General features: G+C 65.1%; 18 protein-coding genes and 2 pseudogenes. 10 read left to right on the top strand and 10 right to left on the bottom strand.

The features are described 5' to 3' along the window. Positions 1-8 precede the first annotated feature (8 nt). The 4 genes and pseudogenes from HB778_RS33825 (at position 9) to HB778_RS33810 (ending at position 3,660) form a co-directional block, all read left to right on the top strand. A pseudogene (locus HB778_RS33825) lies at positions 9-816 on the top strand (SDR family oxidoreductase). A gap of 10 nt (positions 817-826) precedes the next feature. Continuing rightward, positions 827-1,773 (top strand): annotated as a pseudogene (locus HB778_RS33820) (3-hydroxyacyl-CoA dehydrogenase). Further along, on the top strand, positions 1,770-2,732 hold the full coding sequence (locus HB778_RS33815; protein ID WP_183460176.1) for a 3-keto-5-aminohexanoate cleavage protein: 963 nt from the start codon (positions 1,770-1,772) through the stop codon (positions 2,730-2,732). Before HB778_RS33820 ends, HB778_RS33815 begins: the two are co-directional and overlap by 4 nt. A gap of 49 nt (positions 2,733-2,781) precedes the next feature. Next, positions 2,782-3,660, top strand: coding sequence for an SMP-30/gluconolactonase/LRE family protein (locus HB778_RS33810; RefSeq protein WP_183460174.1), 879 nt, complete (start codon positions 2,782-2,784; stop codon positions 3,658-3,660). A 3-nt stretch (positions 3,661-3,663) separates the two neighbouring features. On the opposite strand, the gene HB778_RS33805 is transcribed toward HB778_RS33810, so the two are convergent. The 10 genes from HB778_RS33805 to map all read right to left on the bottom strand — a co-directional run bounded on the left by HB778_RS33805 (position 3,664) and on the right by map (position 13,951). Then, on the bottom strand, positions 3,664-4,983 hold the full coding sequence (locus HB778_RS33805) for a M20 family metallopeptidase (RefSeq protein WP_244661737.1): 1,320 nt from the start codon (positions 4,981-4,983) through the stop codon (positions 3,664-3,666). Next, a complete protein-coding gene (locus HB778_RS33800) occupies positions 4,980-5,939 on the bottom strand; it encodes an ABC transporter permease (RefSeq protein WP_183460172.1) in 960 nt (319 codons plus the stop codon). The genes HB778_RS33805 and HB778_RS33800 overlap by 4 nt, the downstream gene beginning before the upstream one ends. After that, positions 5,936-7,915, bottom strand: a complete 1,980-nt coding sequence (locus HB778_RS41980) for a substrate-binding domain-containing protein (protein ID WP_244661736.1) — start codon at positions 7,913-7,915, stop codon at positions 5,936-5,938. The genes HB778_RS33800 and HB778_RS41980 overlap by 4 nt, the downstream gene beginning before the upstream one ends. 34 nt (positions 7,916-7,949) lie before the next feature. Then, positions 7,950-8,720: an ATP-binding cassette domain-containing protein gene (locus tag HB778_RS33785; protein ID WP_183460168.1), complete on the bottom strand. Its 771-nt coding sequence runs from the start codon at positions 8,718-8,720 to the stop codon at positions 7,950-7,952. A 27-nt stretch (positions 8,721-8,747) separates the two neighbouring features. Further along, positions 8,748-9,524 carry a glutamine amidotransferase gene (locus HB778_RS33780; RefSeq protein WP_183460166.1) on the bottom strand — a complete coding sequence of 259 codons (777 nt, stop codon included), beginning with the start codon at positions 9,522-9,524 and terminating at the stop codon, positions 8,748-8,750. A gap of 60 nt (positions 9,525-9,584) precedes the next feature. Beyond that, positions 9,585-10,766 carry a carbohydrate kinase family protein gene (locus HB778_RS33775; protein WP_183460164.1) on the bottom strand — a complete coding sequence of 394 codons (1,182 nt, stop codon included), beginning with the start codon at positions 10,764-10,766 and terminating at the stop codon, positions 9,585-9,587. 357 nt (positions 10,767-11,123) lie between these two features. Then, positions 11,124-11,837, bottom strand: a complete 714-nt coding sequence (locus HB778_RS33770) for a hypothetical protein (RefSeq protein WP_244661735.1) — start codon at positions 11,835-11,837, stop codon at positions 11,124-11,126. Beyond that, a complete protein-coding gene (locus HB778_RS41975) occupies positions 11,776-11,931 on the bottom strand; it encodes a hypothetical protein (RefSeq protein WP_244661734.1) in 156 nt (51 codons plus the stop codon). The genes HB778_RS33770 and HB778_RS41975 overlap by 62 nt, the downstream gene beginning before the upstream one ends. Positions 11,932-12,304: 373 nt before the next feature. Further along, positions 12,305-13,066, bottom strand: a complete 762-nt coding sequence (radC, locus tag HB778_RS33765) for a RadC family protein (RefSeq protein ID WP_183460162.1) — start codon at positions 13,064-13,066, stop codon at positions 12,305-12,307. Between the two features lie 57 nt (positions 13,067-13,123). Beyond that, on the bottom strand, positions 13,124-13,951 hold the full coding sequence (gene map, locus HB778_RS33760; protein ID WP_183460160.1) for a type I methionyl aminopeptidase: 828 nt from the start codon (positions 13,949-13,951) through the stop codon (positions 13,124-13,126). A gap of 195 nt (positions 13,952-14,146) precedes the next feature. Between map and HB778_RS33755 the strand changes: the two genes are divergently transcribed. The 6 genes from HB778_RS33755 (at position 14,147) to HB778_RS41970 (ending at position 24,328) form a co-directional block, all read left to right on the top strand. Then, entirely contained in the window at positions 14,147-14,563 is a 417-nt protein-coding gene (locus HB778_RS33755) for a hypothetical protein (protein ID WP_183460158.1), read from the top strand. Positions 14,564-14,675: 112 nt separating this feature from the next. Further along, entirely contained in the window at positions 14,676-14,915 is a 240-nt protein-coding gene (locus HB778_RS33750) for a hypothetical protein (protein ID WP_244661733.1), read from the top strand. A 181-nt stretch (positions 14,916-15,096) separates the two neighbouring features. Next, positions 15,097-15,393, top strand: coding sequence for a DUF982 domain-containing protein (locus HB778_RS33745; protein WP_183460154.1), 297 nt, complete (start codon positions 15,097-15,099; stop codon positions 15,391-15,393). 66 nt (positions 15,394-15,459) lie between these two features. Further along, positions 15,460-15,858: a DUF6074 family protein gene (locus HB778_RS33740; protein WP_244661732.1), complete on the top strand. Its 399-nt coding sequence runs from the start codon at positions 15,460-15,462 to the stop codon at positions 15,856-15,858. Positions 15,859-16,172: 314 nt separating this feature from the next. Next, the gene (locus HB778_RS33735) at positions 16,173-22,502 is read left to right on the top strand and encodes a beta strand repeat-containing protein (protein WP_183460152.1); all 6,330 of its coding nucleotides are present in this window, start codon (positions 16,173-16,175) and stop codon (positions 22,500-22,502) included. Beyond that, a complete protein-coding gene (locus HB778_RS41970) occupies positions 22,499-24,328 on the top strand; it encodes a hypothetical protein (protein WP_244661731.1) in 1,830 nt (609 codons plus the stop codon). Before HB778_RS33735 ends, HB778_RS41970 begins: the two co-directional genes overlap by 4 nt. Positions 24,329-24,358: the final 30 nt, after the last annotated feature.

The raw sequence follows: 24,358 nt of genomic DNA, 5'->3' as shown, positions 1-24,358 counted from the left end.
ACAGGACGATGAGCACCAAGGCACCCGCATCGGCGGACGAATTTCTGGCCGGGCTGAAGGGACAGCGCGTGCTGGTGACGGCAGGCGCCGGCGGTATCGGTTTCGCCGTTGCCGATACGCTGTCGCGACTCGGCGCGCGCATCGTCGTCTGCGACATCTCCGACGAGGCGCTGGCCGCGGCTCCGGGCAAGATCGACCTGGTCGCGGCGGTCAAGGCGGACGTCTCGCGCGATGAGGACGTCGATCGGCTGTTCGAGACGGTCAAGGAAAAACTCGGCGGGCTGGACGCGCTGATCAACAATGCCGGCATTGCCGGGCCGACCGGCGGTGTCGACGAGATCGAGCCGGACGACTGGCGCCGCTGCATCGACATCTGTCTGACCGGCCAGTTCCTGTGCGCGCGCCGCGCCGTGCCGCTGATCAAGGCGGCGGGTGGGGGGCTCGATCGTATCGATGTCGTCGGCCGCCGGCCGCCATGGCTACGCGTTCCGCACGCCCTATTCGGCGGCCAAGTTCGGCGTCATCGGTTTCACCCAGAGCCTCGCCAAGGAACTTGGGCCGCACGGCATCAGGGTCAACGCCATCCTGCCCGGCATCATCGAGGGACCGCGCATCGAGGGCGTCATCGCGGCTCGCGCCAAGCAGGTCGGCATCAGCCACGAGGAGATGACCGGGCGCTACCTGCAGAACATCTCGCTGCGCCGCATGACCAGTCCTTATGATGTCGCCTCGATGGTCGCGTTCCTGCTGTCCGACGCGGGCATCAACATTTCGGGCCAGTCGCTCGGCGTCGACGGCAACGTCGAAACACTGTGAGGACCAATCCATGGCCAATGTCGCGATTGTCGGAAGCGGGTTCATCGGTCGGGCCTGGGCGATCAGCTTCGCCCGCGCCGGCCATGCTGTGCGCATGTGGGACCAGTCGCCTGCTGCGACGGGGGCGCGCGCGACTACATAGAAGGTGTGCTCGGCGACCTTGCCGCGAACGACCTGCTGCGCGGGCAGTCGGTCGACACCGTGCTTGGCCGTATCACCATCGTTGCCGAGCTGGCGGAAGCGCTGGCCGATGCAGCGCATGTCCAGGAGAACACACCTGAAAACCTCGATGTGAAGCGGGAGGTGTTCTCGCTGATCGACAGGCTTGCCGGGCCGCAAACGGTCATCGCCAGTTCCACATCGGCGCTGTTGCCGTCGAAATTCACCGACCATCTGCAAGGGCGGCACCGCTGCCTTGTCGTGCATCCGATCAACCCACCCTATCTCATTCCGGCTGCCGAGGTTGTGCCGGCGCCGTGGACGTCCGCCGAGACGCTGGAAAGGACTCGCGCCTTCCTCATCGATGCCGGCCATGCGCCGTTGGTGATGAAGCGCGAGCTTGACGGATTCATCATGAACCGCCTGCAAGGCGCCTTGCTGGAGGAAGCTTTCCGGCTTGTCGCGGACGGCTACGCCAGTGTCGAGGATGTCGATATCGGCATCCGCGACGGCTTGGCGCTGCGCTGGTCGTTCATGGGACCGTTCGAGACCATCGACCTCAACGCGCCCGGCGGCGTGCGCGATTATGTCGATCGCTACCAGGGCATCTATTCCAACATTTTTCCGCAGATGCTGCGCCGGGTCGACTGGGCGGGCGAGGTCATGGCAACCGTCGAGGCCGAACGCAGCAAGCGCTTGCCCAGGGAAAGCCTGGGTGAGCGGCAGGTCTGGCGGGATCGCCGGCTGATGGCGCTGGCGGCGCACAAGAAGAAATCGGATCAGGAGTTCGGACAATGAAAGAAACCAGCCGCAAATCAGGCGCAACGGCGGCCAAGGGCAAGGTCATCATCACCTGCGCGGTAACCGGCGCGATCCACACGCCGACCATGTCGCCCTATCTGCCGATCACGCCGGATCAGATCGCCTCGGAGGCGATCGCGGCGGCGGAGGCCGGCGCCGCGATCCTGCACCTGCATGCGCGAGACCCCGAAACCGGCAAGCCCGACCAGACGCCGGAGGCCTTCGCCCGCTTCCTGCCGCGCGTCAAGCAAGGCACCAATGCCGCCATCAACATCACCACAGGCGGCAGCCCCTACATGAAGGTCGAGGAGCGCGTGCGCCCGGCCGCCCAGTTCAAGCCGGAAGTGGCCTCGCTCAATATGGGTTCGATCAATTTCGGGCTCTATCACCTCGCCGACAAATACGAGACCTTCAAGTTCGACTGGGAAAAGCCGCATCTGGAGGCGACGCGCGACCTGGTTTTCCGCAATTCGTTCAAGGACATCGAGTACATCCTTGCGACTTGCTATGACAATGGCACGCGCTTCGAGTTCGAGTGCTACGACATCGCCCATCTCTACAATCTCGCCCATTTCGCCGATCGCGGGCTGGTGAAGCCGCCTGTCTTCGTGCAGTCGGTGTTCGGCCTGCTCGGCGGCATCGGCACCCATCCGGAAGACGTCGCCCATATGAAGCGCACCGCCGACCGGCTGTTCGGCGACCAGTTCCGCTGGTCGGTGCTCGGCGCCGGCGCCAGCCAGTTGCGCATCGCCGCGCAATCGGCAGCGCTTGGCGGCAACATCCGCGTCGGGCTGGAGGACAGCCTGTGGGCCGGCAAGGGCAAGCTCGCCAAGTCGAACGCCGAGCAGGTCCTCCTGGCACGCAAGATCATCGAGGGGCTTGGTATGGAGGTGGCGACGCCGGACGAGGCGCGCGAGATCCTGTCGCTGAAAGGCGGCGACAAGGTCGCCTTCTGACGCGGGCCTAACCAATCGCTGCGCGCACGCCAATACACAGGAGGATGGCATGAAGATCGAAGTCGTGGTGGACGTGAAGACGACACTGGGCGAGGGCCCGCTGTGGGACGTCGAACAGGAGCGCCTTTACTGGATCGACAGTTTCGACGGGCGCGTCTTCCGCGCCACCGCTGACGGGCGCGAGATCCGCTCCTGGGACGTGCCGATGAAGATCGGCTCGATGGCGCTGCGCAAGGATGGCAGCGGCGCCGTGGTGTCACTGCAGCGCGGCTTCCACCTGCTCGATTTCGCCTCTGGCGAGGTGACGCTGATCCATGATCCGGAGCCCGACAGGCCGATGAACCGGCTGAACGACGGCAAGGTCGACCGGCGCGGCCGCTTCTTCGCCGGCTCGATGGATACGATGGAGGAGGGGCCTTCCGGCGGGCTCTACCGGCTCGATCCGGATTTATCCGTCACCAGGATCGATTCCGGCATCATCTGCTCCAACGGTCCATGCTGGAGCCCCGACGACCGCATCTTCTATTTCGCCGACACCTGGACCGGCGAGATCTGGGCCTATGATTACGACATCGCCACGGGTGCCGCCACCAACCGCCGCACCTTCGTGCGCGTCGACACAAGCAAGGGCGGCGCGGCCGACGGCTCGACTGTCGATGCAGAGGGCTATCTGTGGAATGCGCTGGTCTATGACGGCCGTCTGGTGCGCTATGCGCCGGATGGTACCGTCGATCGCATCATCGACATGCCGGTGAAGAAGATCACCAGCGTGATGTTCGGCGGGCCGAAGCTCGACACGCTCTATGTCACCTCGATGGCCAAACCACCGCTGCCGCGCTTTCCCGGCGACGGCGTCCTGCGCGGCAGCCTGTTCGCCATATCAGGCCTCGGCGTGACCGGCGTTCCGGAGCCGCGATTTGGCGGCTGAGGGTTAGCGGCACCATTTCTCGACGGCAATCGCAATCGCCTTTGTGCAATCGACGAGATCGCGCACCGAGACGCGTTCATTGGGCTGATGCGCCTGCGCCGGATCGCCGGGACCGAAATTGACGGTCGGCGTGTTGCCAAGCCCGGTCGGCAGGCCGATGTCGCTGTGCGCGCCGAAACCGCTGAGGATCGGTGACAGATTGGCTTCCTCGACCGCCTGTTGAAAGATGCCGACGAACGGATTGTCCGACGGGATCTCGGCGCAATCGGCGTCGAGAATCCACTCGATGCGCGCCGGGTGCTTTCGCAGATAGGGGTCTGCCTGGCAGACATTGGCGATGTGCTCTTCGATTTCGCGCTTGACGTTGCCGCCCAGCCTGAACTCGTCATGCTCGCTCGGCAGGTATTGCGCGTCAATGATGATCTCGCCGCGTCCTGCCATGGAGGAGGGGTGTTCGCCGGCATTGATCTGGGTGACGATGATCTGGTTAGGCAGGTCCATCAGCGGATGGTTTTTCCGGGGATCGAACATCCAGCGCCGGTTGAGAATGTCGATGCCGTCGAGGATTTGCCGGCAAAGCTGGATGGCATCGACCGGGCCGCTGGAATACCAGGCATTCGGCGTGAGTTCGGCATGGCCGCCTATGCCGTCGATGATGATCTTGCCCCACAATATGCCGTGGCAGAGCGGCGCTATTTTGTTGGCCGTCGGTTCGGTCATGATGCCGGCATCGGCGTGAAAGCCGCGATCGACCATGGCGAGCGAGCCCATGCCGCCGATCTCCTCGTCGACAACCGTGGTGAACACGATATCGCCGGACAGGGGAATGTCGAGCTCCTTCAGGATTTCGACGGCCATCAGCATGCAGGCGACGCCGCCTTTCATGTCGACCGTGCCGCGGCCGTGCAGAAATCCATCCTTGAGGACGGGCTGGAACGGGTCGGTCGTCCAATGGCTGGCGGCGCCGGGTGGGACGACGTCGATATGGCCGGTGAGCATGATGGAGCGTCCGCCGCCTGCACCCTTCAGGACGCCACCGAGATTGGGGCGGCCGTCGAAGGTTCGGCCCTTGTTGGCGCCGGCACGGCCCTTGTATTTTTCATAGAGCGCCGGCCCGTCCGGATCCCAGAGATCGGTGGAGAAGCCGAGCGCTTCGATGCGTTTTTGCAGATAGAGCTGGCAGTCACGCTCGCCCGGCCCGGCCTCCTTGGGATTGGATTTCACGATCGAGGGGAAGGCGACGAGATCGCTCAGCGTTTCGACGATGCGGTCGGCGGCTGCCTCGACGCGCGCGGCGATGATCTCTTCTTTGGACGGCATCATGATCTCCAACGTTGGGAAAGTCGGTCGGCGAGAAGGACGAAAACCAGAAGGGCGCCGACAATCCCCACCTGCCAAACCGTGTTGATGTTCAATTGCAGAAGGCCGGTCTTCAGCGTGACCAGAAGCAGGACGGCCGCGAAGACGCCGCCGACGCCACCGCGCCCGCCGGTGATGACGATGCCCCCAACATGGCGGCGGTCAGCGATCTCGAGTTCGAGGTTCTGGCCGATATTCGGCCTGCCGCTGCCGAGCCAGGCCAGCGAAACCAGACCGGCGGCGCCGGCGAGCGCGCCGCTCAAGCAATAGAGAATGAAGCGCACGCGATCGACTGGAATGCCGACCAGCTTGGCCGAGCGTTCATTGAAGCCCATGGCGTAGATCCAGCGCCCCCAGGCCGTCGAGATCAGCACCAGGCCGGCCAGGACGAAGCAGGGGATGGCAAGCGTGAGGAAGGGCATGGGAATGCCCATGACGACGCCACGCCCCCAGACAAGCAGCCAGGACGGCACACCGGCCTGGGCGGCCCCGCCGGTGACAGCAAGTGCCGCGCCGGAATAGACGAAGAATGTGCCCAGCGTCGCAATAAAGGGAAGCAGGGCGAGGCCGTTGACCAGCCATCCGTTCAACGCACCGAGCAGCGCCCCGGCCAGGATGCAGACGACCGGCAGTAGGACAGGTGGCAGGCCGAGCTTGACGCAAAGCATTGCGGCGATGGCGGACAATGAGACCGCGCCGCCGACCGACAGGTCGATGCCGGCGCCACCGGCAAGGATGATCAGCGCCTGGCCAAGACCGACCAGCGCCAGGATCGTCGAAAACTGAAGGACGGTGGTGACGGTGCCAAGATTGAAAACCGAAGGCCTGAGCGCCAGCAGGCCGACAGTCACGATCAGCCAGAGCGCGCAGAGCAAGGCCAAGGTGAGGGCTGGGCCCTGCAGGTTGCGGAGCGTTTTCATGCGCGGGCCCGCTGTATCAGGCCAAGCGGCAACCGGTTGGAGACGGAATCGAAGCCGAGCACGCCGATGATAAGAACGCCGGTGACGACGGGCTGCCAGAGCGAGGGGACACCGATCAGCAGCAGCCCGTTCTGGAGGATTCTGAGAAGCAGCACGCCGAGCACGGTGCCGATCAGGCTGCATTTGCCGCCCAATATGCTGGTGCCGCCGAGAATGACCGCGGCTATGGCATCGAGCGCCAACGTGCTGCCGATCGTCATTTCGACATTGCGGTAGGTGGCGACATAGAAAGTGGCGGCAATACCGGTCAGGAGACCGCTGATGAGGAAGGTCATGAAGCGGGTCTTGATGACCGGGATGCCCGACAGCCGCGCCTTTTCCTCCGAATTGCCGATCGCCAGCAGATGCAGCCCATAGGGCGTTCGCCGCAACGCCAGCCAGACGATGAGATAGGCAATGGCGATCACCAGGGCGGGAACGGGGACACCGAGTACGGTCGTTGCAAGAAGATTGGTGAGGCTCGAGGGCAGGCCGGAAAGCCATTGCCCGCCGAGCAGGACGAAGACGGCGGTGCGATAGACGCCGAGCAGGCCAAGCGTTCCGACGATGGCCGGAACGCGACCGAGGACGACGACGGTGGCCGTCACGCATCCCAGCAATGCCCCGACCAGCGGGCCGGCAATGATCGCCAGCGCCGGATTGCCATCGGCACCGAGCACGCGGCCGATGGCGATGGCCGCGAGCCCCATGACGATGCCGATCGACACATCGATGCCGCCCATAGCCAGAAGCAAGGTCATGCCAAGGCCGATCAGCAGCAGTTCGACGCTGTTGCGCAGCACCGTCGCTGCATTGCCCGAGGTGGCGTAGTGGGGCGATGCGACAGAAAAGATGACGATCGCCAGCAAACAGGCGACAAGCAGAGACCACTCTCGTCCGTTCATGGAGAAGACACCGTTTGCAGACTGCCGCACCGCGCTCATGTCAGGCTCAGAAGTTGAACTTGTCGACATTGTATTGGTGAAGACAGCCGGCGGCCCGAGCAGCAGGATGCCCTTGGCGGCATCGTAGGTGACGGGCTTGTCGAGGCCGGCGATCTTGTTCTCGGCCTCGAAGGTCTTGCCGTCGATCAACTGCTTGCCGGCCCAGACGGTGAGATAGCCGAGCTGCTCGGGATCCCACAGCACGGTAAAGCCGAAGGCGCCGCTCTTCAGGTAGGAGCGCGCCGTGTTCGGGCTGCAATAGCCGGCGCCGATGACCGAGCCGATCTTGCCGGCGGTTTCGATCGCCTGGGCGACACCCGGGCAGGTCGAGGACGCGACGGCGATGATGGCCTTGATGTCGGGATTGGCGGCCATGAGATCGCCGGAGATTTGCGCGGCACGTTCCGCTGTGCCGCCGGCGAATTGCGGCGCGAGCAGCTTCAGCTTCGGATATTTGGCGGTTGCTTGCTTCTGCATGAAGCCGATCCAGGCGTTGAGATTGGACGCCGTCGCCTCGCCGGAGACGATGCCGATCGTCGCGTCCTCGCCGACGCGCTTGACGAGTTCGTCGATGATCGTGGTGCCGAGGCCCTCGTCGGTTGCTTGCGCCACATAGACCGCGCGGCCGCTGTCGGGTGCATCGCTGTCGCTGGTGAATAGTTTGATGCCCTTCGCCTTGGCGCTCTCGACCACGGGGGCGATGCTGGAGGCATCGAGCACACTGACCGAAACCGCCTCGACGCCTTGGTCGATCAGGTTCTGGACGATCTGCAGCTGGTCGACCGGATTGGTGTCGACCGGACCGGAATAGATGAAATCGACACCAAGGTCCTTGGCGGCGCGATTGCCGCCGGCTTCCATGGCGTTGAAATAGGGGATGCCGATCAGCTGCGGGACAAAGGCGACCTTATGCTTGTCGGCGGTATGGGCTGCCGTTGCAACAATGAGGGAGAGCGCGGAGGCGGCGAGCACTTTCTTGAGCTGTGAAAGCATTTTGGTTTGATCCTCTCTGGAAATGACGTGCGTTTCAGTTTGTTTTTTCGAGCGCCCGCACGTCGGGATGAGCGCCCGTTATGAGCGAAACGACTTCTTCGTGATTGGTTTCGGTGGCCAGCCGTTCGGCCACCTTGCGGCCGCGCCGGAACACGACGATGCGGTCGGCAACCTCGAAGACTTCGGAAATGTTGTGGCTGATGAGGACGACGGCACAGCCGCGCGCGGCAAGCCGCCGCGTCAGCGCCAGGACCTTGCGGGTCTCGGCGACGGCAAGCGCCGCCGTCGGCTCGTCCATGATGACCAGTTTGGCGTTCAGATTGAGCGCGCGGCAGATGGCGACGGCCTGGCGCTGGCCGCCGGACAGGCTGCCGACAGGCGCTTCCGGATCGGAAATATGGGCATCGAGTTCCTTCAGCAGGCCATCGACGCGCTGGCGCATTTCCTGGCGCTTCAGAAACGGAATGCCCAAAATGGAGCGTTTCAATTCGCGGCCGAGAAAGACGTTTTCGGCGATCGACAGGTTCTCGGAAAGCGCCAGTTCCTGGAAGATTGTTGCGATCCCCGATGAGGCTGCATCCTTGGGCGAATGAAAGGCAACCGGATTGCCCTCGATGACGAGTTCGCCGTCGCTCGGTGCATGAGCGCCCGCCAGGATCTTGATGAAGGTCGATTTACCCGCACCGTTGTCGCCGAGCAGCGCCAGCACCTCGCCGGAACGGATTTCCAGGTCGACATTTGAAAGCGCCGTCAGCGCACCGAAGCGCTTGGCGATGTTCCTGGCGACAAGAAAGGGTTCTGTCATGACGGTTATCCAGCGATTGCGGATTGGTTAGACGGCCTTGCTCACCCAGCGCAGCACGTTGGTCCAAAGGCGCGCATAGCCGGGCCATTCGACAAAACTGTTCGGCAGCCAGTGCGGGCCGATATCTGACGTCCAGACCAGGGTGCGACCCTCGCCATGGCGTCCCGTGACCAGCAGGGGGTGACCGCCCTGGTCCTGCGGCAGCCGGGCCAGGACTTCGACATCGTCCCGCTCGCGGGCAACGACCTCATTGGCGCCGAGAAGAATGGGCCATTCACCGTCGATGCCGGCAAAGAGCGGGTGATCCCTGGGCCCGATGATCTCAGGCCGAAAGCCCTCGGGGATCTCAAGCCGGTCATCGTTGGGCAGGCAGGTCACCGGCAGCGCATCCTCGACAGCCGTGCGGTGCCAGCGCGCCTTGCCGTCGATGCCCTGGAAGGAGAAGTAGCCGCCGATCATGATCAGGCCGCCGCCGGCCAGCGTCCAGTCGCGCAATAGCTTGAGCCGGTTGGGGACCGTCTTGCCGTGCAGCCAGACATCGGGATGGAGCAGCAGCGAGTTCGCGCCGATGTCGGAGAGGATGATCGCCTTGTATTGCGCCAGGCCCTCCATGGTGAAAGGCAGCTTTTCGACGGCCTCATGGGCCGGCATGTACTCAAGATCAAATTCGCTGTCCTTCAGGGCGGTGACGAGCGGTGTTGCACCCAGATGAAAGGTGACGCTGCCGAACTGGTCGAAGCCCTTGTAGTGAGTCGCCGAGCTCATCCAGCTTTCGCCGACCAGAAGGACTTTTGCTTTCGCCATGATCATACTCTCCTGATTTCGTCCGATGGGCGGATGCCCAGAAACCGATAAGTCTTTGATTTAACTTGCCATCACAGTGTCGTTCGCCGAGGCGGTGGCCTTCAGGGTCGCGAAATCCGCGATGTAGCCCTGCGCGCCTTCGACCGTGGTCGTCAGGCTTGCGCCGATCGCGGCATAGCGGGCGGCGGCGTCCAGCGACGCGCCATGCAGCCACAGGCTCAGGAAGATGCCGGCGAAGCTGTCGCCGGCGCCGGTGGCATCGACGCGGTTGACCGGCAGTGCCGGCACCTCGATCTGTGGGCCGCCACCCGACGGGAAGACGACCGCGCCGAACTCGCCAAGGGTGAGCACGACCGTCCCGCGCGGCTTGATGCGTGACAGCATTAAGCGCACCTCTTCGATCATGCTCGCCATCCCGGTGCGAAAACCGAAAATCTCGCGCATCATCACGTCGTTGATGAAGGTCAGATCGATCTGCCTGACCATCTGTGTAAAGGTTTCGGGCGTGCGCGCGCTTCTGGGCAAACCGGCCGAATGCAGACTGACCCTCCAGCCGGCCTGATGAAAGCGCGCGATGGAGGCGGTCATCGTCTCATAGTGAAAGCCTTCGATATGCAGGCAGGCCGGGCGCTGCTCGGGCTGGATGTCCAGATTGGCGGTCAGGTCGACCTCGCCAAGCTCGAACGGTTCGCTGATGATGGTGCGGCTGCCGTTGCGCTCGATGATGACGATCGCTTGGGAAAGCCGGTTGTTGGGCGTGCTGCGGATAGGGAGGGCGTGGACACCCAGTTTGGCGAGTTCGCCCAAAGCCCAGTCGCTCTCGGCGTCCCTGCCGACCGCTGTCGCCAGTTCCACGTCAAGCGCGTAGGGGGCCCCGACGCCGGCCGCGGCAACCGCGAGATTGGCGGCCGGGCCGCCCAGCGCCTTTTCGATATGGCTGGCGGTGATGCGGTCGTCGCGATGCGGCAGCACGTCGACGCGGCACAGGAAGTCGACGCTGACGCGACCGGCGACCAGCAGCCTTGGCAGATGATCGAGGTTTTTTGGCCTGCGGGGCGCGCGGCCGGGCAGGGAACGGGCAAAGGAACTCGGCCGGTACATCAGCGCGGCAACCGCCTTCTCGATGCGTTCGCGTGTGTCTTCCCTGAGGCCGGCGGTGCCATTGATGAAGTTCGAGACCGTGCCGATGGAGACACCGGCGGTTCGTGCGACATCCGCTATGGTAGGGCGCTTGCGTTGCAATTGCCTGGTTCCGATTGAAGCGTTTCAAACGGTAGCAGTGGAAGCGCGACGCCTCAACGAAACTGTTTTCCAAAAAAATGGAGATCGCACTTGTTCATTGGAAGATTGATCCAATCAGGCGGGGATGATTGGATTGCTCTTTCCATGATTGAATGATTTTCAAATTTCCGAATTTCGTTCGATCCGTGGCGCCTGATCGAACGCTCATCGCAGCGCCTTCCAGCAACTCAGCGAGTAGCTGCCGCCGCGGAGTGGCCGTCGGGCGTTTTTCTGCTACGGCCAGAAACAGCAATGCCGCCGGGCGGACCCGGCGGCATTGTCTTGGATAAATCAGGATACTGCCGTTCTGGTCGACGCCTAAGGCGTGGTCTGCGCTTCGATCTTGGTAGCCATCTGGTCGATCTTGCCGGCAAGGACACCCTGGGCCCAGGCCGTGACCTCGTCATCGACCGGCTTGTTGGCCATGTCCGTCAGCGCTGCATCGAGTGATGCCTGGTCGGTACCGACGGTCGCCGTGGCAGCCGCCGCCTCAGCCTCGTCGGCCGCCGCGTTGTCGGCGTCGACAATTGCCTGCTGAGCAGTGATCTGGTCTTTCACCGCCTGGATCTGTTCAGGCGTAGCGGTCGGATCCGCCTGCAGCGCGGTCAGCTGCGCATTCAGCGTATCCAGTTGCGCCTGGGCGGCCGCCGCCGTGGCGGCTGCCGTCTCAGCCGCGGCCTGAGCAACCTTGGCTTTCGCCGACTGTGTCACAAAGGCCTGGATGCCGGCGAACTTCTTGCTCTTGGAATTCATATAGGCGTTGATGTTGCGCTGCAGGGAGTTCAGCCGGCCGAGCTTGGCATGGATGTTTTTCTCCTTGGGCACGGATGCGACCTGAGTGGTTGTGTCGACCGTGGTGGAGGTCGTAGTGCCCGCGTCCACCTTGCCAACATGGCCTGGAGCCGATGCCGACTTGCCATGCGAGGCGCCGCTGTTGCCATTGCCATTGCCGCCAGCATTGCCGTTGCCGTTACCCCCCGCCGTTGCCGTTGCCGTTGCCGTTGCCGTTACCGTGCCCGTTGCCGCCGCCATTGCCGTGCCCGTTGCCGCCGGCTCCAGCGAGCGCTGGGGACGCCAGAAGCGCCAATGCGGCAAGCGCCGCGAACAGAGTTTTTCGGTTTGTCATGGTGTCTCCTCGGGGAATCGCCGCCTCCGCCCCACCGCTAGAGCAAGCGTAATATGAGAAACCCCTAATTGTACGGAGTAAACTTTAGACAAATGCGGTCGCAATGCGCGATCTCGATGATGGCAGGTGGCATAACTATTTGATATTTCATGAAAATAAACGCCGTAAGGTCGCTGTGCTACTGAAGTCCCATGCCGGCCAGACCATCGTCCTAGCTGCCGCCAATGTCGTCGAGCGGTTGGTCAGAAACGCGCTGGAATGCAGGAGTCAATGCAGGAGTCGATGAGCAAAACCTGGTCGGTATGCGCCATGCGAGAAACGCTCTTGCTTCCCTGTCGGCGAAGACGAGCGGGCCACCTTTTTGGTTGTCGCCCTAGATCAGCAACAAACCCTTCATGCTGGCGTATCCCTTGCGCCCGATGATGATGTGGTCGTGCACGGCGATGCCCAGCCGTCTGCCTGCTTCGATGATCTCTTTCGTCATCTCGATGTCCGCGCGCGACGGCGTCGGATCGCCCGAAGGATGGTTGTGCACCAGGATGATCGCGGTGGCCGACAGTTCGAGCGCCCGCTTGACGACTTCCCTGGGATAGACGGGCGTGTGGTCGACAGTGCCGGTCTGCTGCACCTCGTCGGCGATCAGCGTGTTCTTCTTGTCGAGGAACAGGATGCGGAACTGCTCGCGCGCTTCGAAGGCCATGGCCGAGCGGCAATAGGCGAGAAGCTGCGTCCAGGACGAAAGGACCTCGCGGCCATGCACTTCGCCATGCGCCATGCGCTGCGCTGTCGCCGCCACGATTTTCAGGTCGAGCGCCACCGCCGGGCCGATGCCCTTGACCTCCTGCAGCAGGTTGATGGGCGCGCCGAGCACTTCGGCCAGCGTGCCGAAGCGCGCCAGCAGCGCCTTGGCGGCCGGCTTGGTGTCGGCGCGCGGGATCAGCCGGAAGAGCAAGAGCTCCAGAAGCTCATAATCGGGCAGGGCATCAGGGCCAGCCGAGGCAAAGCGCTCGCGCAAGCGGTCGCGATGGCCGAGATATCCAGGTTTTTCGGCTGGAGCCGGCCTGGCCTTCGCCGCGGGCCGAACCGGCACCTCGGCAAAGAAACTCCGCTCGTCGTCGTCGCCCGTTGTCACCATCAGCCCCCGCATCCAGCCAATCAGTCGGGCAAAGCGGTCGCCCGACGTATTAAAACATCAGGCCGGCAGGCCGGGCCGGTCGAGGTTGTTGGGCGAGAGCGTGAAAATCTCGCAGCCCGTGTCGGTCACGCCGATCGTGTGTTCGTACTGCGCCGACAGCGAGCGATCGCGTGTCACCGCCGTCCAGCCATCCGACAGCACCTTCACATGCGGGCGGCCGAGATTGATCATCGGCTCGATGGTGAAGATCATGCCGGGCCGCATCTCGACGCCTTCATTGGCGCTGCCATAGTGCAGGATGTTCGGGGCGTCGTGGAACAGCTGGCCAACGCCGTGGCCGCAGAAGTCGCGCACCACCGAGCAGCGCTCCGCCTCGGCATAGGTCTGGATGGCGGCGCCGATGGCGCCGGTGCGCGCACCCGGTCTGACCGCGGCGATGCCGCGCATCAGGCATTCATGGGTGACCTCGAGCAACCGCTCGGCGGCGCGCTTGATCGTGCCGACCGGATACATGCGCGAGGAATCGCCGTGCCAGCCGTCGAGGATGTAGGTGACGTCGATGTTGACGATGTCGCCATCCTTCAGCGGCTTGTTGTCTGGAATGCCGTGACAGACGACATGGTTGATCGAGGTGCAGGACGATTTCGTGTAGCCGCGATAATTCAGCGTCGCCGGCAGCGCGCCGTGGTCCATGCCGAACTCGAAGACGAAACGGTCGATGGTGTCCGTGGTGACGCCGGGCGCGACCATCGGCACCAGCGCGTCCAGGCAACGCGCGGTGAGGTCGCATGCCTTGCGCATGCCGGCAAAACCGTCCTCGCCATAGAGGCGGATCTGGCCGGTGTTTCGGAGAGGGGCCGTGGCGGCGTCGAGATAGGTGACCATTTTGTCCGTATAGAAGGGTGGGCGCTGTGCTGGCGTGAAAATCCCACCAGATTTGGCACTTGGAGGCAAAAGGTTCAAGGAAGAACTGCCTGATGCAGCCCGAGCCGCCCGGATATTCGTATCGCCAGGGCGGTCTCTTGTCGGTTTTCACATGGTTTGCTTTCCTTTCCGGCCAGCCTGCGCTAGGGCGGGACGATGTTTTGGAGATCGCGTCCAGCCCTGAAGCGCGCCAGATCGCTTGAAGCGCCGCTGACCGCAGCCTGCTCATGTCTGATGGGCCTGGTGCTGCTGGCGATACTGTGCCTCGGCCGGCCCGACGTGCCCACCTTCGCGGACCCCGCACAGGGCGGTGCCAGCGTTGGCGTCGAACGGTCGGGCGAAGTCGCGGCGCTGCTGCGCGTCACCAACAAGGCGCAGGCACTGGAGGTTCGCACCGCCCGGCCGGTGCTGGCCAAGTTCACCGGCGGTCATCCGGCCCTGCCGGTTCCGCAAGCTGTTTTCCTTTGGCTAGACCGGGCTTCCCCGTCCGCGCCTGTTGCCGGCTCTGGCGCGGTCTCCGCTCCCAGCTCTAGCACCAACCAGCCGCGTGCGCCGCCGTCCAGGCTGGCCTGAGCGGTCCAGGACCGCACTTCACCTCCAGTTTCAAGCCATTCGCGCCGCGACCCGTGCGGCGGCTTTTCAGCCGCGCATGGGTGGCGCAGCGCGTCATTTCCGGATGATTGCAATGCAACAACGTATCAAGACATTCAAAAGCCTGTCGCGTGCGGCCTCGGCTGCTTCCTTTCTGTCCGTCCAGGCGTTCATCTGTATCGGAACCGTCTATTGGGCGATCGCCGAGACGCTCTATCTGTCGGGAACCGGAGGGCTCGTCCTTGGCGCGATGTTCGCCTTGCCGTCGGCCTATGTTCTGCTGACCGTGGTGCGCATGGCCTTCGACGCGGAGACCGACCCGGCCAACCAGTAATCGCGCCGCCAACTTGGAAAGTTCTGCCGGCCCAGCTGGTGCCGGCGAACTTTCCTTGGCCCGTTTGCAACAAGAACGGCCGTTTCCGCAGTGACGACACATTTGCGTGGCACTAGCCGGTCAAAGCAACTTTTGACGACGAACGGCGTTGCTTGGGCGACGCCGGTTCGGGAGACGCCTGATGGACAGATTGCAATTCGAGGTGCCGGTGCGCATTGCGCAAGGCTCCGGCTTGCCCGTCGAGGAGATTTACAGCGTCGACCAGGCGCTGGATTTTCTTCAGGACTGGCCGGCACGCCGGCAGGGGCCGGTGTATCAAAAAGCCTTCAACGCCTGCTTCGGCGCCACGGTTGACGTGGTCAAGACCGAGGATGCCTGCCGTGCGTTCATGGCGTTCTGCCGCCTCACCGGACTGATGGCCAGCGACATGATGGCGCCGCGCAAGCGTGGCGGCGAGGCGAGGGCGCTGCAGGCTTGAGGCCGTTCGCCCCATAACCACTCCGCTTCCCAACCAATTCTGCTTGAATGAACGTGAGGATCTCGTTTGCGGATCATCACGTGCATCTCGTCCTATGACTACGCATCGACTGCGGCGTTAAGCTTCCGTTTCCACATCAGAGGCTACGCCATTGCTTGCTCAGCAATGGTTGATTCGTTGCGTCAGTTCATGGTTTGGAAGATGTCCCCAGAAAAAGTCCGTGCATTCCCGATCGACCGTCAGCTATTCTTGGTCAGGGAAGTTGCAGCCAAGCTCTACGATCTGCATGGCGAGCCTGCAGCCTCGTTCTGGAGGGCTAAAGCAGCCGAATTGCTTGACCTCGTTGTTGGGTCGGGCAGGGACAGAGCCACAGCCAGTGATGAGGTGCGCAGGTTTTTCCTGGCCGTACAAAGAGAGCTTTCGGCTGAGCTGGCTGCTGAGCCGGCTCCAGTTCTTTCCGCCTGAAGCAAACATTGGTCTATTGCGCTACGCTATTTACTCCAATAGCGCGTAAATGCTTGCCGATAGCTATGGGGATCTGTGCTTGAACGGCAACACTGCACCTAATTTACATCACCTCTATTCTTAGGAGCGCTTATTGCCATTGCAATCTGTTAGGTTGCATTAGCAAGGGCAGATCTCGCGCCGGGGGTGGTGCGGGTCAGGGGGTGATGATGACTCGTGTTGGGAGGGGCGCAGCCGAGTCTCGCTTTGTTTCTGGCTGGTTGAAACAGAGATTTCTTGGCCTTTCAGGGCTTGCGGCGGTAGCGGCCATTCTCATGGCGCTGACGCTGTTCGTCGGCTCGACGGGTCCTGCCGAAGCGACTTGCACGGGGCCAAGTGGTGGCGTCGAGACCTGTGCGGGAGCTGGAACGCAGTCCGATATCAGCTACACCGCGCCTGGCGTCACGACGCTCAACGTCAACACGCTGACGATCGATCCCAGCCGGATATCGCTGACGGGGACAGGTGCGGCGCCATCTGCTCCCGGCGAGGCGCACTATACGTGCAGCACCGGCATCGCGAGCGACTGCACAATCACGTTGGCGGTTCCCGCGAACGGCAGCAATCCGGCCCAGCCGGAAAAATGCGTGGTCAATTCCGGCGCTACGAGCGGCGCGACCTGCGTGGCGCCACCGCCGGTCGCTGCGGGCGGGCCCTCCGGCAATTCCGGTCCGACACTTGTGGTCAACTACAATCAGCCCACCGCCAACACCAACACGCCGAACAGCGGCGCGGTGATCGCGACCGGCACCATCGGTGTTCTCGGCGCTTCCAACGGCAGCCGCGGCGGCAATGGTAGCAACGGCTACGTCTTCTCCGATGGCGGTGACGGCGCCAATGGCGCGGATGGCGGCACCGTGACCGTCAACGTTGATGGGGCCGTCAAGACGAGCAACAATTGCGTGTTGCCAACAGCTTGTCCTAATGCGGGCATCGTGGCCAGCAGCGTCGGCGGCGATGGCGGCGATGGCGGCGACGCCAAGGGCATTTCGGGCGATGCCGGCGATGGCGGGCTGGGCGGTAGCGGTGGCAATGCCACGGTCAATTTCAACAGCGGTAGTGTCGAAACGCTGGGTAATTATTCGGCGGGCATCGCAGCCATCAGCCAGGGCGGCCATGGCGGCAATGGCGGCGGCGGCGGCGGCCTGGTCTTCAATCCGGGCGGCGGCAGCCCGGCAGGTGCCGGCGGCAACGCCAATGTCTTCACCGGTGTCGGCACGGCGATCACCACCTACGGCATCTATTCGCACGGCATAGCCGCGCAGTCGATCGGCGGCGGCGGCGGCGGCAGTGCCGGTGGTTTCGGCCTGTTTTCGTCCTCCGGCGGCGGCGGCGGCAATGGCGGCAATGGCGGCATCGTGCAGGTGATCAACAATGCCAATATCACCACCTGGGGCAACAATTCACAGGGCATCCTGGCCCAGACGATCGGCGGCGGCGGCGGCGACGGCGGTTCGAACTTCGGCCTGTTCGCCTCGGGCGGCAGCGGCAGTCTCGGTGGCAATGGCGGTCCGGCGAATGTCGTGACGGTCAGCGTCACCAATTCCGGCGCGATCGTCACCCATGGCCAGGAATCGAACGGCATCCTGGCGCAGTCGATTGGTGGCGGTGGCGGCAATGGCGGCAATTCAGGCGGTCTCGTGTCGCTTGGCGGCGACGGCGCCTCGACCACCAATGGCGGCATCGTCGAAGTGACGAACACATCAGCCGGTTCGATCAGCACCGACGGCAAGCAGTCCGCCGGCATCTTCGCACAGTCGGTCGGTGGCGGCGGCGGCAATGGCGGCACCTCCGGCGGCCTGTTCTCGGCCGGCGGCAAGGGCGGCGCCGGCGGCAATGGCGCGCGGGTGACGGTGATCAATGCCGGTGATATCGAGACCGGAAAAAATGGTGCCGGTTCCGTCAATTCCGCCGGTATTTTCGCACAGTCGGTCGGCGGCGGCGGCGGCAATGGCGGTGGTGCTTTCTCCGGCGGCATCGGCTTCAGCGTGGCGATTGGCGGCGCCGGCGGGAGTGGCGGCACGTCCGGCGCGGTGGAGGTGCTGCGCGACGCCAACGATACCGCCTATTCGATCATCACCCATGGCGACCAGTCGGATGCCGTTTTCGCGCAATCGATTGGCGGCGGCGGCGGCAATGGCGGATTTTCGGTTTCGGGCGCGGTCGGCGTGCTTGCGCTCGCCATGGGCGGGGCTGCCGGCAATGCCAGTGACGGCAACATCGTGACGGTGGAGACCGCCGGCTCGCTGACCACTTATGGCCAAGGATCGCGCGGTATCTTCGCGCAATCGATCGGCGGCACGGGCGGCAATGGCGGCGCCGCGATCGCGGTGGCGGTCAACGCCACCGGGACATTCGCGGCGGCGATCGGTATTGGCGGCGATGGCGGCGCCGGCGGTGCATCGAAATTGGTGACCGTGTCGAGCCTCAGCGACATCTCGACGGCCGGCAACAATGCCGGCGGCATCGTTGCCCAATCGGTCGGCGGTGGCGGCGGCAATGGCGGCTATTCGATCGGCGGTGCCATCGGCGGCGCGGTCGGTATTGCCGTCAATATTGGCGGCAAGGGTGCCGGCGGTGGTTATGGTGCCGACGTCATTGTCGGCAGTTCCGGTTCGATCCACACGAAAGGCAACAATTCGACCGGCATCCTGGCGCAGTCGGTCGGCGGCGGCGGCGGCAATGGCGGCTTCACCATCTCGGCGGCCCTTGGCGGCGGCGCGGCGAGCGTCGGCCTTGGCGGCGCGGGCGCGGACGGCAGCAATGCGGGCAACGTCACCGTCAATGCCGACGGCGCCGGCCATGCGGTCGCCACCGGCTATACCGGCACCTGGAACCTTGTCACCGAAGGCAAGAACGCGGTCGGCATCCAGGCCGAAAGCATCGGTGGTGGTGGCGGTAATGGCGGCTTCTCCGGCAGCCTCGCGGCGGGCGGCCTTGTCGGTGTCGGCGTCAGCCTCGGCGGCTCCGGTGGGGGCGGCGGCGACGCTGGTACGGCGACCGTCAACAATGGCAAGAAGGTCGGCAACACCGTCACCCAGAACAACATCCTGACGATAGACGACAACTCGACCGGCATCCTGGCGCAGTCGATCGGTGGTGGCGGCGGCAATGGCGGCTTTGCCGTGACGCTCAGCGTTTCCGGTTCCTATGAAGGTGCTGGCGGCGCGGCCGCGGTCTCGGTCGGCGGCAGCGGTGCCACCGGTGGCGTCGGCAAGGACGTTTTCGTCACCAGCTACGGCAACATCGCCACTTATGGCAAACAGTCCGACGGCATACTGGCGCAGTCGATCGGCGGTGGCGGCGGCAATGGCGGCTTCAGCGTCGCCGGCACGTTCACGACCGGCGCGCTGGGCGCTTCGGTGGCCGTCGGCGGCAGTGGCGGCAGCGGGCAGAGCGCCGGCGAGGTGACGGTGACCTCGACCGGCAACATCCAGACCCATGGCGACCAGTCGATCGGCATCATGGCGCAGTCGGTCGGTGGCGGTGGCGGCAATGGCGGCTTCGCCGGCGCCGGCGCGATCACGCTGCAGGGCGTCAGCGCCGCGGTCGGCCTTGGCGGCAATGGCGCCGGCGGCGGCAGCGCGGAAACCGTCCGCGTCACCTCGACCGGCGATATCACGACCTATGGCGACCAGGCGATCGGCATTCTGGCGCAGTCGGTCGGCGGCGGTGGCGGCAATGGCGGCTCGACCGTTTCGCTGGCGCTTGCCAAGGATGCCGGTATCGGCGTGGCGCTGGGCGGCAAGGGCGGCGCGGCGGGCAATGGCCTCGATGTCACAGTCATCTCGACCGGCAACATCTCGACCGGCGCCGGCTTCATATCAGGCGGTGTTCGCGGCACGGGTGCTGCCGGCATCCTGGCGCAATCGGTTGGCGGCGGCGGCGGCAATGGCGGCTTCGCCGGCACGCTTGGCGGCGGCAAGTCGATCGCTGTCGGCGTGGCGTTTGGCGGCAGCGGCGCCGGCGGCGGCAGCGCCGATATCGTCAAGGTCACCTCGACCGGCAACATCTCGACCAATTTTGACAATTCGTCCGGTATCATCGCCCAGTCGATCGGTGGCGGCGGTGGCAATGGCGGCTTCAGTGTTGCCGTAACCGGTGCGCTCGGCGATCCCGATGCGGCAACGGCGTCGGTCGCGATCGGCGGCAAGGGCGGCGTCGGCGGCGTCGGCAAGGACGTGACGGTGACGAGCACCGGCACGATCACGACGACAGGCAAATTCTCCAACGGCATCCTGGCGCAGTCGATCGGCGGCGGCGGTGGCAATGGCGGCTTCGCGGTCGCCGGCTCGGCCACGACAGGCAATGCCGGCATCGGCGTCGGCGTCGGCGGCACGGGCGCCACCGGCTCGACCGCTGGCAAGGTGATCGTCAACAGCTACAGCGTCGTCGACTCCAATGGCCAGCCGGTGCTGCAGGCGCCGCCCGCAAACACCGTCTCGATCTGGACCCAGGGCGACAATTCATCGGGCATCTTCGCGCAGTCGGTCGGCGGCGGCGGCGGTTCGGGCGGCTTCGCCGGCAGCCTCGGCGTCGGACTCGGCGGTGGCGGGCTGGGCGTCAGCATCGGCGGCGGCGCCGGATCCGGCTCGACCGCCGATACCGTCACCGTCACCAGCTACAACAACATCCTGACCGGAGGGAAAGATTCCTTCGGCATCATGGCGCAGTCGGTCGGCGGCGGTGGCGGCAATGGCGGCTTTGCCATTGCGCTGGCCGGCAGCAAGGATATGGCGGCGAGTGTCGCGGTTGGCGGCTCCGGCTCGAGCGGCGGCAACGCCGCGGTCGTGACTGTAACCAGCCACGGCAACATCGAAACCGACGGCGACGGCTCGCATGCGATCTTCGCACAGTCCGTCGGCGGCGGTGGCGGCAATGGCGGTGGCGCCGTGGCCGGCACTTTGACCGGCCAGGGCACCGGCAGTCTGGCCGTCGGTGTCGGCGGTTCCGGCGACAATGGCGGCGACGGCAAAGCGGTGACCGTCACCTCGACCGGCGATCTCAGGACCGAAGGTTTGAAGGCCGACGGCATCCTGGCACAGTCGATCGGCGGCGGCGGCGGCAATGGCGGCTTCTCCGGCGCGCTGGCGATCACCACGGGGGCCGGCGCGATCGGCGTCGGTGTCGGCGGTTCAGGCAAGGGCGGCGGCAATGCCGACACGGTCACCGTGACCTCGACCGGCAACATCGTCACCCTCAAGAACGGTTCGAACGGCATATTGGCGCAATCGGTCGGCGGCGGCGGCGGCAATGGCGGAGCCGCGGTCACCATCGCCGGCGCCGGCCAGAAAGCGGCCGCGGCGGTATCGGTTGGCGGCAGCGGCGCCAAGGGTGGCACTTCCCAGCTGGTCACGGTCAACAACATCGGCACGATCAACACGACCGGCGACAAGGCGAACGGTATCCTTGCCCAGTCGATCGGTGGCGGCGGCGGCACTGGCGGCTTCGCCATTTCCGGAGAGATGGTGGTCGACGGCGCCGGTGGCGCCAGCGTCAGCGTCGGCGGCAATGGTGGTGCCGGCCAGGATGGCGGCCGCGTCATCGTCAACAGCAATGTCGGCACTACGCTCGCCAACAACAACGCGACCATTCACACCGTTGGCGGGGATTCGAATGGCATCTTCGCGCAGTCGGTCGGCGGCGGCGGTGGCGATGGCGGCTTCTCCGGTGCTGTTTCGGTCACCGGCCAGAATGCCAAGGCCGCGATCGCGGTGTCTGTCGGCGGCTCCGGTGCGGGCTCCGGCGATGGCAAGATCGTCAACGTCACCTCGGTGGACAACATCCTGACCGAAGGCAATGGCGCGAACGGGATTCTCGCGCAGTCGGTCGGCGGCGGTGGCGGCAATGGTGGGTTCTCCTTTGCCGCGACGATCAAAGGCTCACTCGGCAAGAACCCGAGCAAGAACGGCGCGGTCTCGGTATCGCTGGGTGGCGGTGCTGGTTCGGGTGGCGATGCCGAGAAGGTTACGGTCGATTCCACCGGCATCATCCAGACCGGCGGCGACAAGGCCTTCGGCGTGCTGGCGCAATCGGTCGGCGGTGGCGGCGGCACCGGCGGGCTTAGCGTGGCGGCAGCGCTCAACCTCGGTGAGGGCGGCAACCAGATCACCGCCGCGGTCGGCGGCGAGGGCGGCGGCGGCGGCACCGGCGGCGAAGTTCTGCTGACGCGCCACGGCTCGACCATCACCACCGGCGATCAGTCCGTCGGCCTGTTCGCACAATCGGTTGGCGGCAGCGGCGGCAATGGCGGCATGGCGATCTCCGGCGTGATTGCCGGCACCGATGCCAAGACCCTGTCGGCCAGCGTCGGCGGCTTCGGCGGCGCCGGCACCAACAGTGGCAAGGTGACGATCGACAACACCGGTGCGATTTCGACCTACGGCGTCGAATCGCACGCCATCCAGGCGCAGTCGATCGGCGGCGGCGGCGGCAATGGCGGCATGGCCGTCTCGGCCGTCATCGGCTCGCTCGGCACCGGAACCAATTTCAATGCCGGTGTGACCGTTGGCGGCTTCGGTGGCGACGCAGGCTTTGCAGGCGACGTCTTCGTGACCAATCACGGCCTGTTGCAGACCGGCTTGCTCGCGGCCGGCAGACCGTGACCAATGGTGACGGCGCCTACGGCATCTTCGCGCAATCGGTCGGCGGCGGCGGCGGCTCCGGCGGCAACGCCATCACCGGCGTGCTCGGCCTGAACGGCAACAATGCGGGCACGCAGGTTAACGTCAGCGTCGCCGTTGGTGGCTCGGCCGGCAACGGCAACACGGGCGGCAACGTCACCATCAGGCAGTATGGCGGCATCGAAACCAACGGCATGGGCGCCTTCGGCATCCTGGCGCAATCGATCGGCGGCGGCGGTGGCACAGGCGGTCGCGCCAATTCGATCTCGCTGCAGCTTGGTGCGAAATGCACCCTTCCGAAGGTCTGTGAACCGGCCGGTGGCAAGCCGAACTGGAACCTCCAGGCGACGGTCGGTGGCGCCGGCGGAACCGGCAATGACGCCCAGACCGTCGATGTCGGCAACTATGATTTCATCACCACGCATGGCGACAAGTCGTCCGGCATCGTAGCGCAGTCGATCGGCGGCGGCGGCGGCATTGGCGGCGACGCCTATGTGGGCACCGGCGGCCTGCTGGCGATACCTTACGTGCCGGTCGATCCGACGCTGCTCCTGAAGCCGCTCGGCACCAGCAGCCTGACCAGGTCCGGCACGGTCGCCATTGGCGGCAACGGCGCCGGTGGCGGCAATGGCGGTACCGTCATCGTTGCCAATGAAGGCGTGATCACCACCCACGGCACCAAGTCGGACGGCATCCACGCCCAGTCGATCGGCGGCGGCGGCGGCGATGGCGGCGACGGCGAGGCCGGCGCGCTCGGCACCGTCGGCATTGGCGGTCAGGGCAAGGCCGCCGGCAATGGCGGCTCGGTCACCGTCACCAACGGCAAGACCGACCTCAGCCAGGCCGGCACGGCCATCATCCAGACATTCGGCACGTCGCCGACGCCGCCGGCAGAGGGCGCGCCGAGCGCCGACCCGGAACAGGGCTATTCGGCCGGCATCTTCGCGCAGTCGGTCGGCGGCGGTGGTGGCACGGGCGGTGGCGCCGGTGGCCTGCTGTCGCTCGGCGGCTCGGGCAAGGCGGGCGGCACCGGTGGTCATGTCACGGTCAACAATTATGGCGGCATCCTCACCCATGCCGATGATTCGGTTGGCATTTTCGCGCAATCGATCGGCGGCGGCGGTGGCGCCGGCGGCTCGCTCGGCATCAGCGCGATCGCGGTCGGCGGCTCGGGTGGCGCCAGCGGCTCCGGCGGCCAGGTGGATGTCATCAACGACGCGATGATCGAGACGCACGGCATCGATTCCTACGCGATCCAGGCGCAGTCGGTGGGTGGCGGCGGTGGTTCGGGCGGTGGCAAGAATGGCGGCATCACCGGCTCGATCCCGGCCCTTATCTCGATCGGTGGCGCCGGCGGCTCGTCCGGTATCGGCGGCATCGTCAATGTCACCAACAACAACAGCCTGCACACTTATGGCGCCGGCGCGGACGGCATCAACGCTCAGTCGATCGGCGGCGGCGGCGGTTCCGGGCGGCCGTGCGATCGGCTTCATCGCCGTCGGCGGCAAGGGTGGCGATGTCGGCAACGGCACCACCGCCGGCAGCACCGGCTCTGGCGGCGCGGTCACCGTCAACAACAATGCCAATGGCACGATCACGGTCGAAGGCGTTGGCGCACACGGCATCTTCGCGCAGTCGGTCGGTGCCGGTGGCGGCTCGGGCGGCGGCGCCTTCGGCGTCAGCATCGTGCCGGTTGCGATCGGCGTCGGTGGCGGCGGCGGCAGTTCGGGCGATGGCGGCGTGGTCACCGTCAACAACCATGGCGACATCACGACGGTGTCAGCCTCGTCGGTGGCGATCTTCGCTGAATCGATCGGTGGCGGCGGCGGCACGGGCGC

The sequence above is a fragment of the Mesorhizobium huakuii genome (assembly GCF_014189455.1).
GTDB classification, from domain to species: domain Bacteria; phylum Pseudomonadota; class Alphaproteobacteria; order Rhizobiales; family Rhizobiaceae; genus Mesorhizobium; species Mesorhizobium huakuii_A.
Note: the sequence above shows the minus strand (reverse complement) of the source record. Positions and strands in the feature narration are given on the sequence as shown.

Excerpts from the sequence above, each read along its gene's own strand:
- map (WP_183460160.1), bottom strand. The coding sequence starts at position 13,951 with ATGGTCACCTATCTCGACGCCGCCACGGCCCCTCTCCGAAACACCGGC.
- HB778_RS33750 (WP_244661733.1), top strand. The coding sequence starts at position 14,676 with ATGCAACAACGTATCAAGACATTCAAAAGCCTGTCGCGTGCGGCCTCG.
- radC (WP_183460162.1), bottom strand. The coding sequence starts at position 13,066 with ATGGTGACAACGGGCGACGACGACGAGCGGAGTTTCTTTGCCGAGGTG.
- HB778_RS33815 (WP_183460176.1), top strand. The coding sequence starts at position 1,770 with ATGAAAGAAACCAGCCGCAAATCAGGCGCAACGGCGGCCAAGGGCAAG.
- HB778_RS33780 (WP_183460166.1), bottom strand. The coding sequence starts at position 9,524 with ATGGCGAAAGCAAAAGTCCTTCTGGTCGGCGAAAGCTGGATGAGCTCG.
- HB778_RS33745 (WP_183460154.1), top strand. The coding sequence starts at position 15,097 with ATGGACAGATTGCAATTCGAGGTGCCGGTGCGCATTGCGCAAGGCTCC.
- HB778_RS33770 (WP_244661735.1), bottom strand. The coding sequence starts at position 11,837 with ATGGCGGCGGCAACGGGCACGGTAACGGCAACGGCAACGGCAACGGCA.
- HB778_RS33800 (WP_183460172.1), bottom strand. The coding sequence starts at position 5,939 with ATGAAAACGCTCCGCAACCTGCAGGGCCCAGCCCTCACCTTGGCCTTG.
- HB778_RS33785 (WP_183460168.1), bottom strand. The coding sequence starts at position 8,720 with ATGACAGAACCCTTTCTTGTCGCCAGGAACATCGCCAAGCGCTTCGGT.
- HB778_RS33735 (WP_183460152.1), top strand. The coding sequence starts at position 16,173 with ATGGCGCTGACGCTGTTCGTCGGCTCGACGGGTCCTGCCGAAGCGACT.
- HB778_RS41975 (WP_244661734.1), bottom strand. The coding sequence starts at position 11,931 with ATGACAAACCGAAAAACTCTGTTCGCGGCGCTTGCCGCATTGGCGCTT.
- HB778_RS41980 (WP_244661736.1), bottom strand. The coding sequence starts at position 7,915 with ATGCTTTCACAGCTCAAGAAAGTGCTCGCCGCCTCCGCGCTCTCCCTC.
- HB778_RS33805 (WP_244661737.1), bottom strand. The coding sequence starts at position 4,983 with ATGATGCCGTCCAAAGAAGAGATCATCGCCGCGCGCGTCGAGGCAGCC.
- HB778_RS33755 (WP_183460158.1), top strand. The coding sequence starts at position 14,147 with ATGTTTTGGAGATCGCGTCCAGCCCTGAAGCGCGCCAGATCGCTTGAA.
- HB778_RS33810 (WP_183460174.1), top strand. The coding sequence starts at position 2,782 with ATGAAGATCGAAGTCGTGGTGGACGTGAAGACGACACTGGGCGAGGGC.